The sequence below is a fragment of the Paraburkholderia hospita genome (assembly GCF_002902965.1).
Lineage (GTDB): Bacteria > Pseudomonadota > Gammaproteobacteria > Burkholderiales > Burkholderiaceae > Paraburkholderia > Paraburkholderia hospita.
In genome coordinates, this window is the sequence record NZ_CP026106.1 from 13,620 (window position 1) to 29,844 (window position 16,225).

The 16,225-nt window shown below is 64.5% G+C and carries 14 protein-coding genes; 8 read left to right on the top strand and 6 right to left on the bottom strand.

Features of this window, described 5'->3' with window-relative positions; translation table 11 throughout:
- Positions 1 to 42: 42 nt before the first annotated feature.
- On the bottom strand, positions 43 to 465 hold the full coding sequence (locus C2L64_RS18360) for a nuclear transport factor 2 family protein (RefSeq protein WP_007582920.1): 423 nt from the start codon (positions 463 to 465) through the stop codon (positions 43 to 45).
- 523 nt (positions 466 to 988) lie between these two features.
- Here C2L64_RS18360 and hpnD point away from each other — a divergent pair.
- The 5 genes from hpnD (at position 989) to C2L64_RS18385 (ending at position 6,494) form a co-directional block, all read left to right on the top strand.
- Complete coding sequence (hpnD, locus tag C2L64_RS18365) at positions 989 to 1,837, top strand: presqualene diphosphate synthase HpnD (protein WP_007582923.1); 849 nt, start codon at positions 989 to 991, stop codon at positions 1,835 to 1,837.
- Positions 1,837 to 3,123, top strand: coding sequence for a hydroxysqualene dehydroxylase HpnE (gene hpnE / locus C2L64_RS18370; RefSeq protein WP_007582924.1), 1,287 nt, complete (start codon positions 1,837 to 1,839; stop codon positions 3,121 to 3,123). The genes hpnD and hpnE overlap by 1 nt, the downstream gene beginning before the upstream one ends.
- Positions 3,120 to 5,153 carry a squalene--hopene cyclase gene (gene shc / locus C2L64_RS18375; RefSeq protein WP_007582926.1) on the top strand — a complete coding sequence of 678 codons (2,034 nt, stop codon included), beginning with the start codon at positions 3,120 to 3,122 and terminating at the stop codon, positions 5,151 to 5,153. Before hpnE ends, shc begins: the two co-directional genes overlap by 4 nt.
- Positions 5,153 to 5,866, top strand: coding sequence for a phosphorylase (locus C2L64_RS18380; protein WP_007582928.1), 714 nt, complete (start codon positions 5,153 to 5,155; stop codon positions 5,864 to 5,866). Before shc ends, C2L64_RS18380 begins: the two co-directional genes overlap by 1 nt.
- 145 nt (positions 5,867 to 6,011) lie before the next feature.
- Entirely contained in the window at positions 6,012 to 6,494 is a 483-nt protein-coding gene (locus C2L64_RS18385; RefSeq protein WP_007582930.1) for an acyl-CoA thioesterase, read from the top strand.
- A gap of 111 nt (positions 6,495 to 6,605) precedes the next feature.
- Here the strand turns inward: C2L64_RS18385 and C2L64_RS18390 are convergent, their stop codons facing one another.
- Complete coding sequence (locus tag C2L64_RS18390) at positions 6,606 to 7,571, bottom strand: MlaA family lipoprotein (protein ID WP_007582931.1); 966 nt, start codon at positions 7,569 to 7,571, stop codon at positions 6,606 to 6,608.
- Between the two features lie 10 nt (positions 7,572 to 7,581).
- On the bottom strand, positions 7,582 to 10,194 hold the full coding sequence (gene hpnN, locus C2L64_RS18395) for a hopanoid transporter HpnN (RefSeq protein WP_007582933.1): 2,613 nt from the start codon (positions 10,192 to 10,194) through the stop codon (positions 7,582 to 7,584).
- 191 nt (positions 10,195 to 10,385) lie between these two features.
- On the opposite strand from hpnN, the gene C2L64_RS18400 reads away from it, so the two are divergent.
- The gene (locus tag C2L64_RS18400) at positions 10,386 to 10,991 is read left to right on the top strand and encodes an MlaC/ttg2D family ABC transporter substrate-binding protein (protein ID WP_007582935.1); all 606 of its coding nucleotides are present in this window, start codon (positions 10,386 to 10,388) and stop codon (positions 10,989 to 10,991) included.
- 103 nt (positions 10,992 to 11,094) lie between these two features.
- Here the strand turns inward: C2L64_RS18400 and hpnH are convergent, their stop codons facing one another.
- Both hpnH and ispH read right to left on the bottom strand, forming a co-directional pair.
- Positions 11,095 to 12,252 (bottom strand): adenosyl-hopene transferase HpnH, encoded by a 1,158-nt coding sequence (hpnH, locus tag C2L64_RS18405; RefSeq protein ID WP_007582936.1) that lies wholly within the window; start codon positions 12,250 to 12,252, stop codon positions 11,095 to 11,097.
- A gap of 10 nt (positions 12,253 to 12,262) precedes the next feature.
- Positions 12,263 to 13,207, bottom strand: coding sequence for a 4-hydroxy-3-methylbut-2-enyl diphosphate reductase (gene ispH, locus C2L64_RS18410; RefSeq protein ID WP_007582939.1), 945 nt, complete (start codon positions 13,205 to 13,207; stop codon positions 12,263 to 12,265).
- 482 nt (positions 13,208 to 13,689) lie between these two features.
- Between ispH and C2L64_RS18415 the strand changes: the two genes are divergently transcribed.
- Positions 13,690 to 14,868, top strand: coding sequence for a glycosyltransferase (locus C2L64_RS18415; protein WP_007582941.1), 1,179 nt, complete (start codon positions 13,690 to 13,692; stop codon positions 14,866 to 14,868).
- Entirely contained in the window at positions 14,865 to 15,536 is a 672-nt protein-coding gene (locus tag C2L64_RS18420) for a lytic transglycosylase domain-containing protein (RefSeq protein WP_007582942.1), read from the top strand. Before C2L64_RS18415 ends, C2L64_RS18420 begins: the two co-directional genes overlap by 4 nt.
- 43 nt (positions 15,537 to 15,579) lie before the next feature.
- Here C2L64_RS18420 and C2L64_RS18425 read toward each other — a convergent pair whose 3' ends face one another.
- Positions 15,580 to 16,113 carry a hypothetical protein gene (locus C2L64_RS18425; protein WP_007582943.1) on the bottom strand — a complete coding sequence of 178 codons (534 nt, stop codon included), beginning with the start codon at positions 16,111 to 16,113 and terminating at the stop codon, positions 15,580 to 15,582.
- Positions 16,114 to 16,225 lie beyond the last annotated feature (112 nt).

The window sequence follows — 16,225 nt, forward strand, 5'->3', positions numbered from 1 at the left end:
GTTTGCCGGCAAGCGGGCGTCGGCCCGCTGCGGCGAATCGATTTACTTGCGGCTCATCCACGAGCCGACGACGCGCCACTGGCCGTCGTGGCGCGCGAAGTCGTCCTTGAAGGCGAACACGGCTTGCTGGCCGTCCGGGGCCATGAAGCGGTTCTCGCCGGTCACCACGGCCTGATCGCCGTCGACATGAACGTTCACGTACTGCAGCGTCTGCGTCGAACCTGACGGCACCGGCGATGCGTTCAGCACGTCGCTCTTCGAGCGCGCCATACCGGACGGCGTGATTTCACGGTACGAGTCGTCGAGCAGCAGTTTCAGCGTATCGCGATCGTGATGCATGCTCGCCTGGACCCAGGCTTCTTCCATCTGGCGGATCACGGCTTCGTCGTTTTCGGCAGCGAAGGCCGGCGTCGCGAGCGCAAAAGCGGCGAGAACGGGAGCGAAAAACAGCATATACAGTTTCATCTTTTTTCCTTAATACGATTTAAATCAATAATCCGATTCAATGATTTTGAAAACGACAAATTAAAATATGCTCCGTGTGACTTTTAAAATTGGAGCAACAAAGATTTTTATTGCGCACGATTAATGTGAATGGTTCAAAGGCATGCTGTGGGCGCCGCCCACGGTTATCCGCCATCCCGCTTCGTTTCGTTGCGGGATTAAATGTAGTCTGTATTTAAATTGAGGTATCTCGGATAACTCTTAATTTGAGATAGCATTTCGAGATGTTTTGAATGCCTGTGCGTAGACAAATCTGTGTTTTTTGTTGCCGTTACACTTCGCTCTTCGGCGAGGCAAATCGACGGCGCGCGCCGCAGCGGCTTCCGCCGTTCCTGCGTCCGCTATGAAAGGTTGGTATACTTTTGCCCGTTTTCCGGTCTTTTCGGCCGGCGTTTCGCGCGTGTCCGCGCGCGCGGGCGGCTTGCCCTGCGGGTAGGCATGACTTCTTGATCGCCCCTTCGGGGGTGTCTCAGCGGAGATCGTCTTGGCCGTTTCCAATCTCGTCGTGGACGACACACAAACTGACGCAGCTGCCGCCAGTTCAGGCAGCTCGTTTTATCTCGCGATGCGCATCTTGCCGCCTGCGCAGCGCGATGCGATGTACCAGGTCTACGCTTTCTGTCGCGCCGTCGACGATATCGCCGACAGCGACCTGCCGCGCGCCGAGCGCGACGCAGGCCTCGAGCGCTGGCGGGCGGACATCGACGCGTGCTACGCCGGCTCGCCGCGCGCGTCGCTGCTTGAGCTGACCCGGCACATCCACACGTTTCATCTTCAGCGCGAAGACTTCCACGCGATGATCGACGGCATGGCAATGGATGCCGCCGCCGACATCTGCGCGCCCGACGAAGCCACGCTCGACCTGTACTGCGATCGTGTCGCGAGCGCAGCGGGTCGGCTATCGGTGAGGATATTCGGGATGGAGGAGCAGCCGGGCGTCGAGCTGTCGCACCATCTGGGCCGCGCGCTGCAACTGACGAACATCCTGCGCGACATCGACGAAGACGCGGAGATCAACCGCTGCTATCTGCCATACGAGCTGCTGGCGCGCGAAGGCATCGCGGCGACGAATCCGCTCACGATCGCCGACGATCCGTCGCTGCCGCGCGTCTGCGCGACCCTCGCGGAGCGTGCGAAGCAGCACTTCGCCGCCGCCGACGCGATCATGGACGTGCAGCCGCGCGCGCAGGTCAAGGCGCCGCGCATCATGTCGGGCGTCTATCGCCTGCTGCTCGAGCGCACGCTGGAACGCGGCTTCGACATTCCGCGCACGAAAGTCAGCAAGCCGAAGCTGCGGATGCTGGCGATCGTGGCGCGCTACGCTTTCTTTTGATGCGAAAGCTGGTTCACGTGATCGGTGCCGGGCTGGCCGGTCTTGCCGCCGCCGTGCAACTGCAACGGCGCGGCGCGCAGGTCGTGCTGTACGAGGCGGCCGAACAGGCGGGCGGCCGCTGCCGCACGTACTACGACCGCACGCTGGCCGCGACCGTCGACAGCGGCAATCATCTGGTGCTGTCCGGCCAGCAGGCCACGTTGAACTACGTGCGCGCGATCGGATCCGCCGACGAACTCGTCGGGCCGACGCAGCCCGAATACCCGTTCGTCGATCTGGCGACGAACCAGCGCTGGACCGTGCGCATGTCGCCGGGACGGCTTCCGGCGTGGATTTTCGAGGCCGGCGCGCGCGTGCCGGACACGCAATGGACGGATTACCTGTCCGTCGTGCCGCTGCTGCTGGCAAAGCCCGGCCGCACCGTCGCGAAGTCGATGCGCAGCAACGGCCCGCTGTGGGACCGCATGCTGGGTCCGCTCCTGCTGGCCTTGACGAACATCGAACCGCGTCAGGCGACGGCCGAACTGGTGGGCGCGGTGTTGCGCGACACGCTCGCGGCGGGCGGCCCTTCGAGCCGGCCGCTCATCGCGCGCAACGGCCTGGGGTCCGCGTTCGTCGAACCGGCGCTGCGGCTGTTGCAGCATGGCGGCGCGGCGATCCGGCTAGGCGCGCGGATCGAGGCGCTGGAGTTTGCCGATAGCCCGGACAGCCGCGTTGCCGCGCTGCGTCTGGACGGCGGGGAACGCGTCGAAATCGGCGCGAGCGAAGCCGTCGTGCTGGCCGTGACGCCTGATGTCACGCAGGCGCTGGTGCCCGGCGTGCAGGCGCCGCGCCGCTTTTCGGCCATCGTGACGGCGAATTTCGCGGTCGAGCCGCCGCTCGGCCATCCGCCGCTGATGGGGCTCGTCAACGCGAGCGCGAGCTGGCTGATTGCGTCGGACGGACGCCTGTCGGTGACGGTCTACGACGCGGCGAACCGTGCAGCGAACCTCGCCGACATGCCGCGCGACGAACTCGCGCGCAAGCTATGGGCCGACGTCGCGCAAGTGACAGGCTTGTCGGCCGATCTGCCACTGAAGTGGCAACTGAGCGTCGAGCCGCGCGCGACCTTCGCCGCGCAACCCGACGACGAGATGCGCCGCCCGGCCACGCGCACTCGCTGGAACAACCTGATGCTCGCGGGCGACTGGACGGCAACCGGTCTGCCGCCGGGCATCGAAGGCGCGATTCGCTCCGGCCAGAAGGCCGCGGATACGCTATTGAACGAACCGATGGAACGCCGATGAACGATTTATCCATGACCCAGACGCTGGGCGACACACTGCCTCAAACGCTGATCGACGACCACGCTCCCGTGGCCGCCGCGCTGGCGACAGGCGCAGCGCCCGTCGACGCGCTCGACGCTGCCGTCACGCGCGCGACGGACGCCATCCTCGCCGCGCAGCAGGACGACGGCCACTGGGTCTACGAACTCGAAGCCGACGCGACGATTCCTGCCGAATACGTGCTGCTCGTCCATTACCTGGGCGAAACGCCCAACGTCGAGCTGGAACAGAAGATCGCGCGCTACCTGCGCCGCATCCAGCTGCCCGGCGGCGGCTGGCCGCTCTTCACCGACGGCGCAATGGACGTCAGCGCGAGCGTGAAGGCGTACTTCGCGCTGAAGATGATCGGCGATTCCGTCGACGCCGAGCACATGGTCCGCGCGCGCGAGGCGATTCTCGCGAATGGCGGCGCGGAAGCGGCGAACGTGTTCACGCGCATCCTGCTCGCGCTATTCGGCGTCGTGACGTGGTACGCCGTGCCGATGATGCCCGTCGAAATCATGCTGTTGCCCAAGTGGTTCCCCTTCCACCTGTCGAAGGTGTCGTACTGGGCGCGCACCGTGATCGTCCCGCTGCTCGTGCTGAACGCGAAGCGGCCGGTCGCGCGCAATCCGCTTGGCGTGCGCATCGACGAGCTGTTCCGCGGCGCGCCCGTCACGACGGGCCTGCTGCCGCGCTCGGGCCACCAGAGCAAGAGCTGGTTCGCGTTCTTCCGCGCTGTCGACGGCGTGCTGCGTGTGACGGACGGCCTGTTCCCGAAGCGCTCGCGCGAACGCGCGATCAAGGCGGCCGTCGATTTCGTCGATGAGCGCCTGAACGGCGAAGACGGTCTCGGCGCAATTTTCCCGGCGATGGCGAACTCCGTGATGATGTACGACGTACTCGGCTACCCCGCCGATCACCCGAAGCGCGCGATCGCCCGCCAGTCGATCGACAAGCTGCTCGTCATCCACGAAGACGAAGCGTATTGCCAGCCGTGCCTGTCGCCTGTCTGGGATACCTCGCTCGCGGCGCATGCGCTGCTCGAAACGGGCGACACGCGCGCCGAGGAAGCCGCCGAGCGCGGCCTCGCATGGCTGCGTCCGCTGCAGATTCTCGATGTGCGCGGCGACTGGATTTCGCGCCGTCCCGACGTGCGTCCGGGCGGCTGGGCGTTCCAGTACAACAACGCGCATTACCCCGACGTCGACGATACGGCCGTGGTTGCGCTGGCGATGCATCGCTCGGCGGCGCTGACGCAATCGGACGTCGACGCCAACGCGATTGCGCGCGCCCGCGAATGGGTGGTCGGCATGCAGAGCAGCGACGGCGGCTGGGGCGCGTTCGAGCCGGAAAACACGCAGTACTACCTGAACAACATTCCGTTCTCCGATCACGGCGCCTTGCTCGATCCGCCGACCGCCGACGTGTCCGGCCGCTGCCTGTCGATGCTCGCGCAACTCGGCGAAATGCCCGCGACGAGCGAGCCGGCGCGCCGAGCCTACGACTATCTGCTGAAAGAGCAGGAAGACGACGGCAGCTGGTACGGCCGCTGGGGCATGAACTACATCTACGGCACGTGGACGGCGCTGTGCGCGCTGAACGCGGCGGGCATCTCGCATGACGACGCGCGCATCAAGCGCGCCGCGCAGTGGCTCGTGTCGATCCAGAACGCCGACGGCGGCTGGGGCGAAGACGGCACCAGCTACAAGCTCGACTATCACGGCTACGAAAAGGCGGCGAGCATTCCGTCGCAGGCGGCATGGGCGCTGCTCGGGCTGATGGCGGTCGGCTATGTTGACCATCCCGCCGTCGCGCGCGGCATCGAATACCTGAAGAGCGAGCAGCGCGATCACGGCCTGTGGGACGAAACCCGCTTCTCGGCAACGGGCTTCCCGCGCGTGTTCTATCTGCGCTATCACGGGTATCGCAAGTTCTTCCCGCTGTGGGCGCTTGCGCGCTATCGCAACCTGACGCGCGCGGGTCAGAAGCGCGTCGCCTTCGGCTTGTGATGGCAGCCCGGCCTGATCTGATGAACGCCAAGCAGCCCATCATCGCCGTGACGGGCATGGCGTTCGAAGCGCGTATCGCGCGTGGCAAGGGCGTCGAAGCGGTGTACGCGGCGCGCGCCGATCTGCTCGAGCGCGCGCTGAACGAGGCGATCGCGCGCGGTTGCGCGGGCATCATCAGCTTCGGGACGGCAGGCGGACTGGCGCCCGATCTGGCGCCCGGCACCTTGATCGTCGCGAGCAGCGTGCATAGCCCGCTTGGCGTCGTCGAGACCGATCAGCGCTGGGCGGGACGCATCGCCACCGCGCTCGGCGCGGCGCCGCTGGCGTCGAAGCTGAGGCGCGGGCCGATCGCGGGCGTGACCGCGCCGCTCGTCGGCGCTGCCGACAAGGCGGCGCTGCACGCATCGACGGGTGCGCTCGCCGTCGACATGGAATCTCACCTTGCGGGCGCGATCGCCGAGGCGAACGGCCTGCCGTTCGTTGTCTGCCGGGCGATCGTCGATCCGGCGTGGCGCACGCTGCCGTCCGCCGCGACGGCCGGTCTGCGCGACGACGGCACGACGGCCATCGGCCCCATCCTGCGCGAACTGGCGCGCCAGCCGTCCCAACTCGGCGGACTGCTGCAAGTCGCCGCTGACGCGCGCGCGGCGCGCGCTTCCCTCGTCGCTGCGCGTCAGGTACTGGAGCGCTCGGGCGCGCTCCTCTGCATTTAAGCCGGGCGCGCCGGCAACGCGGATAGCGAAATAGTGTGTTGGTCTTGAGAACCTAGGGAAAACCCTTATCTCTGCTATAGTGATAGGTGTTAACCCTAGGTCGCGCGAAGAAGCGCGACTGCGCTATTTCCAAAGAGGGACCGCAATGAATTTCCACACACGCAAATGGGTCAAGCCCGAAGATCTGAACCCCAACGGCACGCTGTTCGGTGGCAGCCTGCTGCGCTGGATCGATGAAGAAGCCGCCATCTACGCAATCTGTCAGCTCGACAACCAGCGCGTCGTGACCAAGTTCATGTCGGAGATCAACTTCGTCAGCTCGGCGCGTCAGGGCGACATCATCGAACTGGGCATGAAGGCAACCCACTTCGGCACGACGTCGGTCACGCTGCGCGCGGAAGTGCGCAACAAGATCACACGCAAGAGCATTCTGACGGTCGAAAAGATGGTGTTCGTGAATCTGGACGCGAACGGCAATCCGGCGCCGCACGGCCGCACGAAGATCCGGTATTCGGATGAAGCGTTCGAGCGATACAGCGAGAGCCTGCGCGCCATGCAGCAGCAGCCAGCCGTGCTGGCTTCGGAAAGCACGGAAGACGTCGATCAGGAAGCGGACACAGCGCATTAACGCATCGCGGGCGACGGCCTCAGCGGCCCTGAAAAGCCCCCGGAAAGACAAAGCCCCGGCTGGTCGGATGACCAAGCCGGGGCTTTTGCTTTGTGCACCGGTAAGGACGCTTTACTGCGAAGCGGGAGCGGGCGTTCCCGTGGCAGGCGCACCCGAAGGTGCGGCTCCCTCACCTGGATCTTCGTACTTCGGCGCGCTGTCGTCGTTGGTCGGCGCGCGCTTCGCGCCGCCCGCGCCCGACGCGCCATCCGCCGGAGCGGCCTGGCCCGGATCCGCGGAGTTCGGTAATCCAAGCGGCGCCGCGCCCGGCACGGTGGTCGGCGCAGTGCCCGAAGCACCCGAAGGCGCCTGCGCGCCCGAATCGTCGTCATCGCCGTAGTCCGGCAGCGCCGACGCCGGCGCGTTCGCGCCGCGCAGCAACGACTTGCGCTGCTGCGTATAGGCGTCGCGTACGAACGAGTACTTGTCGAGGGCAGCCTGTTCGAGCAGCGTCGTTGCGCCGAGCAGGTCGGAACGCACGCTCATGAACTGCACGAAGTACAGCGGATACTTGTACTCCGGGCCCATGTAGGAAATCGGATTCGCGCGGAAATCGACCAGATAGCCAACGCCGTCGCGGAACGAACTCGGGCCGAACAGCGGCAGCACCAGATACGGACCCGACGGCACGCCCCAGCGGCCGAGCGTCAGGCCAAAGTCCTCCTTGTGCTTCGGCAGGCCGGCGGGCGTCGCGAAGTCGATCAGGCCGCCGAGACCGAACGTCGAGTTCATGGCGAAGCGCATCAGGCTTTCGGTTGCGTCCTTGATGTGCAGCTGAAGCAGGCTGTTCGCGAAGTTGTCGAGATCGCCGAGGTTCGAGAAGAAGTTGCTGATCGCCTGACGCAGCGGCTGCGGCGTGACCTTCTGATAGCCCTTCGCAATCGGCACGGCGACCGTGCGGTCGAGCGCGTCGTTGAAATTGAAAATCGCGCGGTTCATCGGCTCGAGCGGATCCCCGGGCTTCCGGTCGGGTCCCGTTGCACACCCCGTTGCAAGACTCGCGGCGGCCAATGCCAGCGCGGCTGTTCGCATCTTCATGCGGCTATCCTTAATGTTTCTTCGATGCGCGTCGAACGCGCGGTTTGCCCATCAATACCGGTTGAAATACCACAGCGCCAATCAGCGTGCAGACGAGGGACAGCGCCAGCAGACGCCCCATGCTCGACGTGCCCGGATGATGCGACAGCCACAGGCTGCCGAACGCCGTAGCGGTGGTCGCCGCGCTGAACAGCACGGCGTGTGTGAGGCTGGATTGCAGTAGGCCCGTTTGCCCTCTGCGCCACGCCATCACAAAGTAGATCTTGAACGCGACGCCCACGCCGAGCATCAGCGGCAAGGCGATGATATTCGCGAAATTAAGCGGCATGTTGAAGACGACGCACAACTCCAGCGTGACGACGGCCGACACCAGCAACGGCACGAGCGTGCGCAGCACGTCGCCGAACCGGCGCAGCGTGAGCCAGAGCAGGGCGCTGATCGACAGGATGGCCCACGCGCCCGCCTGCACGAACGACTTGATGATCACGTTCGCCGAATGGAGGATCGAGATCGGCCCGCCGATCGCGCCCGGTTCCGCTGCCTTCACGGCTCGCGCGAAGTTGCGCAGCATCACGTCGTCACCGGGATCGGTGCCGGGCGGCACTTTCGGCGAAATCTCGACGAGCGCCTGACCTGTCTTCGATACCCAGCTGTCGGCGATGTCCTTCGGGACGTTTTCGCGGGTGATTTCCGACGGTTGCAGCAAGGTTGCCAGCTGCTTCAGCGAAATCTTCAGCGGGACCGACATCGCGCGCTCGGCGCGGTCGCGCGTCGAGACGTCCGCGCTCGCGAGCTTGGCCAGCGTGTCGGACAAGTGTTTGGCTTCCGCCGCGCCGGGGCCGGGGTGGTCGTCGGCGGCGAGCGACAGCTGGGCCGACGTGCGCTTCAGTGCGGCGACGCGCACGGCGTCGGTGGCGGGCGGCGCGGGCGTCTGCGTGAGCGCGGGCAGCAGTTGCTGCGCCGCGGCGGCAATCAGCGCGAGCTTTTGCGGCTGGTCGGTGGGAATGAACGTGGAGAGCGTCGTCGTGCGGCCCACTTCTGGCAGCTTCGACAGCCGCGCTGCGATTCTGTCCGCATCCGCCAGCGACGGCGCTAGCGCCCGCACGTTGTTGACGGCCACCTCGGGCGCGTCGTTCAACGAGATCAGCGTCGCCATCGACTCCGTATTCGGGTCCTTCAGATGCAGCGGATTGAAGTCGAAGCGCAGATGCAACAACAACGGCGACGCGCCGATGATCAGCACCGCCGTCGCGATCAGCACAGGCGTGCGGTTGCGGTCGAGGAAGTCGTCGACGGGGGCGAGGAACGTGAAACCCGGCGATTCGGCTTCGCCCGCCGGATTGAAGACCTTGATGAGCGCGGGCAGCAGCGTCATGTTGGTCAGATACGCGACGAACATGCCGACGCCCGCGATCTTGCCCAGCTCCGAGACGCCGCGATACGCGGTCGGCAGGAACGAGAAGAAGCTCTCGGCGACGGCCACGGCGGCGAGCGTCAACGGCACACCGATGCTGTATGCCGTATGGATCAGCGCGGCGGCGAGCCGGTCGTCGCGATTGCGTTCTTCGCGGTACTTCACGCCGAACTGCACGCCGAAGTCGACGCCAAGCCCGACGAACAGCACCATGAACGCGACGGAAATCATGTTCAGTGCATCGACCAACATCAGGCCGAGCGCCGCCGTAATCACGAGGCCGACGAACAGCGTGATGAACACGGCGATGATCAGCCGCCCCGAGCGCAGCGCGAGCCACAGAATGCCGAGCACGACGAAGAACGTGATGATGCCGTTGATCTCCGCGCCGTCCTGCACCGAGGCGAATTCATCGTCCGCGAGCGGCTGTTCGCCCGTCAGACGGATGCGCGCGCCATATTGCGAGTCGAGATCGAGCGATGCCGCCGTCTTGCGAACCTCTTCCGACGCCCGTGCGCCCGCCTGCAGCGCCGCATAGTCCAGCTTCGGCTGCACGACGACGAACGCGCGCGCCGGCACCTTTGCGGCATCCTTGTCGACGAGCGCGCGCCACGAGAAGACGGCGGGCTCGTTGGCCAGCACATGATCGATCACGGTTGCGCTGCGCGACAGCAGGTTGCTCATGTCGCCGAGCTTTACCTGGCCGATCTGCAGCGGCAGCAGCAGCGTCGTGTTCAGCGTGCCGGCGAGGCCCGTCAGACTCGGATCATGCGCGAGCGAGTTGATGAGCGGGCGCGCCTTGGCCAGTTGCGAGGTGGTGGATTGCACGTCGGCCAGCGACGGGAACAGCAAGCCTTCCTTTTCGAAGAACGGCCCGCTGCCCGGCTGCATGACGGAACTGAATTCCTTCGTGTTCTTTTGCAGTTCAGTGGCCAGCGTGTTCGCGGCGGCATCCGCGTATTCGGGCGCGCCGGCCTCGACGACCACCAGCAAGGTCTGCCCGCGATCGGGGAAGGCCTTGTCGATTTGCTGTTCGAGCGCTGTCCATTTCGCATCGTTTTCGACGAGACGACTGATGTCGGTATTGATCTTGAAGTGATGAACGACGTAAACGGCGCTCAGCACGGCGAGCACGAGCGACAGCCCGATGACCTGCAGCGGACGGCGCACCGACCAGACAACGAGACGAACGATAGATGACTTCAGCATGTACGCGAGCGGGGCCTTGTCACGATTGGCGTTATTGGTAAAGGGCACAAGTATACCGACGCTGCCGCTGCACGGTCGCGTTAGTGAACCCTGTGCAGCCTGTCAAAGTCTTAAGTCTGTATACTGGCCCGTAATCGCGCCGGATGCGGCCTGTCCCGCGCGGGTTCATTCTTAACTGTCCCGATGAGCGTATGAAACGTTATCTCTCTGCTTTTCTGGCAGCCGCCGTGGTGTCCACCGCGGCTTTCGCACAAAGCGCGCCTGATGCGATCGTGAAGAGCGCAGTCGAAGGCACGGTCAATGCGATGAAGGCCGACCCACAGGCGCGCGGCGGCGACATGAAGAAGATCACGCAGGTGGTCGAGTCGCACTTCGTGCCCGCCACGAACTTCCAGCGCACGACGCGTATCGCCGTCGGTAAGGCCTGGGCCACGGCCACGCCGGAGCAGCAAAAACAACTGTATGAGCAATTCACGAAGCTGCTCGTCGGCACCTATGCGGCATCGCTGTCGCAACTGCGCGATCAGGACGTGAAGTTCAAATTCGCGCCGTCCACCGCATCCGCCGACGCGAAAGACACCGTCGTCCAGTCGCACGTGCTGAGCAACGGCGGCGACGACTCAATCGACTATCGTCTGGAAAAGACGGCGAACGGCTGGAAGATTTACGACATCAACATGATGGGCGCGTGGCTGATCCAGGTGTATCAGACGCAGTTTCAGGATCAGCTGAACAAGGGCGGCGTGGACGGTTTGATCAAGTTCCTCACCGAGCACAACGCACGCAGCGCGGGCTGATCGTCAACGCCGGGCATCGCCGCCTTGTAAGCGGCGGCCCACAAAACAAAAGAGCGCAACGGCAAAACCGTTGCGCTCTTTTTTCATGCGGCGTTGATGCGTCTTAATTCAACGCGGCTGCCGATGTCTGCACCTTCTTGCCCGTGCCCGCGCGCTTGATGTCTTCGAGCTTGATCTCGACGTGACGCGAGAACACGTACTCGGCGGGACGCGCCTTGTCGAGCGGGATGTCCTTGACGAACGCGCCCGTCGTGCGCGCGCCCTTCAGGCTGACCTTCAGCGCCTTCAGCGGATGCGCGACCGTGTCCATCACGGCCGTCGCTTCGAAGCCGCAATGGACCATGCAGTCCGCGCACTTCTCATACTTACCGGTGCCGTACTTGTCCCAGTCGGTGGTCTCCATCAGTTCCTTGAAGGTCTTCACGTAACCTTCGCCGACCAGATAGCAGGGCTTTTGCCAGCCGAACACGGTGCGCGCCGGGTTGCCCCACGGCGTGCATTCGTACGACTGGTTGCCGGCCAGGAAGTCGAGGAACAGGCTCGACTGGCTGAACGACCACTTCTTGCCGTTGTCGCCGCGCTTGAAGATTTCGCGGAACAAATGCTTGGTCTTTTCGCGGTTCAGGAAGTGCTGCTGGTCCGGGGCGCGCTCATAGGCATAACCCGGCGACACCGTGATGCCGTCCACACCAATCTCGCCGACCGTGTCGAAGAACTTCGCCACGCGCTCGGGCACGGCATCGTTGAACAGCGTGCAGTTGATGTTCACGCGGAAGCCGCGGCGCTTGGCTTCCTTGATGGCCGCGACGGCCTTGTCGTACACGCCTTCCTGCGAGACCGAGTGATCGTGCGCTTCGCGGTCGCCGTCGAGGTGCACCGACCAGACGAAGTACGGGTTCGGCTCGTAATCGTCCATCTTCTTTTCCATCAGCAGCGCGTTCGTGCACAGGTACACGAACTTCTTGCGCGCCATGATGCCCTTGACGATCTGCGGCATTTCCTTGTGCAGCAGCGGCTCGCCGCCCGCGATCGATACCACGGGCGCGCCGCACTCGTCGACGGCTTCGAGGCATTCCGCCAGCGACAGGCGCTGGTTCAGGATGGGATCCGGATAGTCGATCTTGCCGCAGCCATTGCAGGCAAGATTGCAGCGGAACAGCGGCTCGAGCATCAGCGCGAGCGGGTAGCGTTTGTTGCCCTTCAGGTGGTTGCGCATGATGTAGGCGCCAACCCGGACTTTTTGTAGCATCGGAATAGACAAATTGTCCTCCTTAAACTTCGCGTGCAGCGAGTTGTTGCGTCAGCTTCGACGGCAACTTGAATTCAACTTTCTCTTCACGTCCCGCCATCGTCGTAACGTCGACGGGGCCCAGTGCGCGTAGCGCATCGATTACGTTCTCGACCATCTCTTCAGGTGCCGAAGCGCCCGCCGTGATGCCGACCGTCTTCACGGTGGCGAACCACTCCGGCTTCACTTCGGAACCGTCGGCGACCAGAAAGCTCGGTACGCCCGTTTCGCTGCCGATCTCGCGCAGGCGATTCGAGTTCGAGCTGTTCGTTGCGCCCACCACCAGCAGCACATCGACCTGCGTGCTGAGCTCGCGCACGGCCGCCTGGCGGTTTTGTGTCGCGTAGCAGATGTCGCGCGTATCCGGACCGACGATGTCGGGGAAACGGCGCTTCAGTGCGTCGATGATGCCGCGCGTGTCGTCCACCGACAGCGTGGTCTGCGTGACATAGGCGAGCGGCGTGTCGATAGGCAGTTCCAGCTTCGCGACTTCCGCTTCGCTTTGCACGAGCAGCACCTTGCCCGGAATCTGGCCGATCGTGCCTTCTACTTCCGGATGGCCCGCGTGCCCGATCAGGATCAGCGTGCGGCCCCCGCCCACGTACTGACGACCTTGCACATGGACCTTCGTCACCAGCGGGCAGGTGGCATCGAGCACGTCGAGACCGCGCTGCTCCGCGTCGCGTTCGACGCTTTGCGCTACACCGTGGGCACTGAAAATGGCAACTGCGCCCTGCGGCACTTCATCGAGTTCCTCGACGAAGCGCGCGCCTTTACGGCGAAGGTTATCGACCACGTGCCTGTTGTGGACGATTTCATGACGCACGTACACAGGTGCGCCATGTTGCTGCAAAGCGCGATCGACAATTTCGATCGCCCTCACGACTCCCGCGCAAAAGCCGCGGGGTTGGGCAAGGATGACTCGCATAGGCTGGCGAACTCCGACTGACGCGGGATTCCGGGCAGATCGGTAAAAACGACCTGTTCGCCGCGTCTGTATATTAGTTGATGTCTTAAATCCGACGAAAGTCGATACTCGAGACCAAACGCGCATTCTAACGCTATCGCTGTCGGTTTGCTTTTCAGCCGTCTCGGATTGTGGCGTTTGTGTGGCGGCTTGCGCGGCAAAAATGACTCGCTGCGCCTGTTGACGGGAACCCTTAAACTATCGGGCTTTGTTGCGCCGACGCATCGCCTGCGGTTTCCGGTATGCATCAATTGAATTTTCTGCGGCGTCTTTCGTCGGCGGCGCATTCTTGAACGTTTCGAAAACGCGGTCTATCACATATTCGATGGCCGGCTAGTGCTCGATTTCCACGATTGGCGCGGCGTCGCAGGTGTTGCTGGCGCGCCGCGTCTGTCGCCGCGCCCTGGAGACGCAAAGCGCGCGGCTTTCATAGAGGGCAATGCATGATTGCGGCGGTTCTGTTTCTGTTGGCGTGTCTGTCGCTGTTGATCTGGTGTGTGCTGCTGTTCGCGCGCGGCGGCTTCTGGCGCGCGCAGCCCGCCGCGCCGCTCGCGCCCGAGACGCGCGACGCATGGCCGGGCGTCGCCGCCGTGGTCCCGGCGCGCAATGAGGCGGACGTGATTGCGCGGGCCGTCACGTCGCTGCTCGAGCAGGACTATCCGGGCGAATTTCACGTGATCGTCGTCGACGACCACAGCACCGACGGCACCGCCGACGCCGCCCGCGCCGCCGCGCTCGCGCTGCGGTGCCCGGACCGGCTCACGGTAATCAGCGCGAAGCCGCTGCCAGCGGGCTGGTCGGGCAAGGTCTGGGCGCAGTCGCAGGGTATCGAGGCGGCGCGCTCGCTCGGCTACACCCCGGAATACCTGCTGCTCACGGACGCCGACATCGGCCATCCGCCCGACGCGCTTACGCAGCTCGTGATGCGCGCCGACGCCGAAAAGCGCGACCTCGTTTCGCTGATGGTCCGCCTGCGCTGCGACTCGTTCTGGGAAAAGGCGCTGATTCCCGCCTTCGTGTTCTTCTTCGCGAAGCTGTATCCGTTCGCGTGGGTCAACAACCCGCGCAACCGCACGGCGGGCGCGGCGGGCGGCTGCATGCTGGTGCGCCGCGCGGCGCTGGAAGAAGCGGGCGGCATTGAATCGATCCGCGCCGAGCTGATCGACGATTGCAGCCTTGCCGCACGCATCAAGCATCGCGGCGAAGGACGCCATCCGATTCGCCTCGACGTGGCGGCGCGCAGCGTCTCGCTGCGCCCTTACGACAGCTGGCGCGAGATCTGGAACATGATCGCGCGCACCGCGTTCACGCAATTGCACTATTCGGCGTGGCTGCTGGCGGGCACGCTGCTCGGCATGACAATCATCTACCTCGCGCCGCCCGTCGTCGCCATCGTGCTCGGGGCGAAAGGCTGGCCTGCGTGGCTCGCATGGGCCGCGATGTGCTGCGCCTACGCGCCGATGCTGCGCTACTACCAGCGCTCGCCGCTGTGGGCGCCGTTCCTGCCGCTGATCGCGCTGTTCTATGTCAGCGCGACGTTCGGCTCGGCGGTGCGCTACTGGCGCGGCAAGGGCGGCCAGTGGAAGGCACGCGTGCAGGCGCCCGCCGGGACGAATCAATGAAGCGGCTCGTCTGTCTGGTCGTTGTCGCGCTCGGCTTGATGCAAGGCGCGTTGGCCGACGATCAGACTCGCCAGGACCGCATGTCAGACTATCTGCGCCAGAAGTTCGGCCTCGCGAAGGAGAAGGCCGAGCAGATCTCGAACGCGGTGCGCACCGCCTCCGAGAAGTACGCGCTGCCGCCCGCGCTGATTCTCGCGATCATCTCGATCGAATCGCGCTTCAAGGAAAAGGCCAAGGGCGGCAATGGCGCGACGGGGCTGATGCAGGTCGTGCCCGGCGCGCACAAGCGCATGCTGAAAGACGTGAAGGATCTCACCGACCCGGAGACCAATATCGAGGTCGGCTCCGCGATTCTGTACGGCTACATGAAATCGGCGGGCGGCGATCTGAATGCCGCGCTGAAGAGCTACGGTGGATCGCAGGCGTATGCGGAGAAGGTCAACGGCCGCGTGAAGACATTCGCGGAAGTCGCGGAGGTGGATGCCAGCGCGGCATCGGGCGCGGACCAGCCGCTGCCGTCGCGCGACGGCGGATGCGACGCGCGCTACACGTCGCTTTGTATCGGGCCCGTGGTCTACGTGAGTCCCATCGAAGAAGCTGCGAGCAGCCCAAGCGTGTCGCAGCGCGCGACCAGTCTGCTCAATTCGTTGCTGCCGCTGTCGCACTGAACGGCGGGCAACACAGGGTGCCGACGGCTCGCGCCGTCGCGCATCACTTCTGCGTCAACATCATGTACATCTGGATGACCGTCTCCGGCGAGAACTGGAACGGCACCCAGCCATGTCCCGTATGGCGCATCACGAGCAGACGGTCGCCGTTCGTTTGCTTCTGCACCGCCATGGCCGGGTTTTTCGTCGATACGAAACGCCAGCCGGCGGGCAGGTTCGGCGGGACTTCGGGTTCCATCGACGCGCGCGCGTTCGACAGTTCCTCGATCAGCTGACCCAGTTGCAGCGGATGCAGCGTGACCGACTTGCCGCCGATGGTCATCGTGATTTCGTTCTGGCTCGGGCGCTCGATATGCAACGTCGGCTTTTCTGCCGGGGCTTGCGGCTCTGCCGGCGCTTCTTCGACTGCCGTTTCGACGGGCGCTTCTTCTGCCACCGTTTCCGCGGCGGCCGCCTCTGCGCCGTTCACATGCTGATCGGTCGCGGTCGTGGCCTCGGCCTCGCGCGAAGCCGTGACAACCTGGATGAGCTGATCGACGCCCATTTCGAGTGCGCCAATCTGTTCCTTAAGATTCATGCGTAGTTCTCTGGTAAGACCCGCGATTTTACCTTCTGCACGCTGGCGGTAGCCTTCGTGCCTGCATTGCGAGTTGTAACAAAGCGTGTGCGGCTGACGCACGAGGCGCGAT

What these genes read in the sequence shown, in the direction of transcription:
- C2L64_RS18390 (WP_007582931.1), bottom strand. Translation starts at nt 7,571, where the DNA reads ATGAAGATGCGAACAGCCGCGCTGGCATTGGCCGCCGCGAGTCTTGCA.
- C2L64_RS18360 (WP_007582920.1), bottom strand. Translation starts at nt 465, where the DNA reads ATGAAACTGTATATGCTGTTTTTCGCTCCCGTTCTCGCCGCTTTTGCG.
- C2L64_RS18385 (WP_007582930.1), top strand. Translation starts at nt 6,012, where the DNA reads ATGAATTTCCACACACGCAAATGGGTCAAGCCCGAAGATCTGAACCCC.
- hpnN (WP_007582933.1), bottom strand. Translation starts at nt 10,194, where the DNA reads ATGCTGAAGTCATCTATCGTTCGTCTCGTTGTCTGGTCGGTGCGCCGT.
- C2L64_RS18380 (WP_007582928.1), top strand. Translation starts at nt 5,153, where the DNA reads ATGGCAGCCCGGCCTGATCTGATGAACGCCAAGCAGCCCATCATCGCC.
- hpnE (WP_007582924.1), top strand. Translation starts at nt 1,837, where the DNA reads ATGCGAAAGCTGGTTCACGTGATCGGTGCCGGGCTGGCCGGTCTTGCC.
- ispH (WP_007582939.1), bottom strand. Translation starts at nt 13,207, where the DNA reads ATGCGAGTCATCCTTGCCCAACCCCGCGGCTTTTGCGCGGGAGTCGTG.
- C2L64_RS18415 (WP_007582941.1), top strand. Translation starts at nt 13,690, where the DNA reads ATGATTGCGGCGGTTCTGTTTCTGTTGGCGTGTCTGTCGCTGTTGATC.
- C2L64_RS18400 (WP_007582935.1), top strand. Translation starts at nt 10,386, where the DNA reads ATGAAACGTTATCTCTCTGCTTTTCTGGCAGCCGCCGTGGTGTCCACC.
- C2L64_RS18420 (WP_007582942.1), top strand. Translation starts at nt 14,865, where the DNA reads ATGAAGCGGCTCGTCTGTCTGGTCGTTGTCGCGCTCGGCTTGATGCAA.
- shc (WP_007582926.1), top strand. Translation starts at nt 3,120, where the DNA reads ATGAACGATTTATCCATGACCCAGACGCTGGGCGACACACTGCCTCAA.
- C2L64_RS18425 (WP_007582943.1), bottom strand. Translation starts at nt 16,113, where the DNA reads ATGAATCTTAAGGAACAGATTGGCGCACTCGAAATGGGCGTCGATCAG.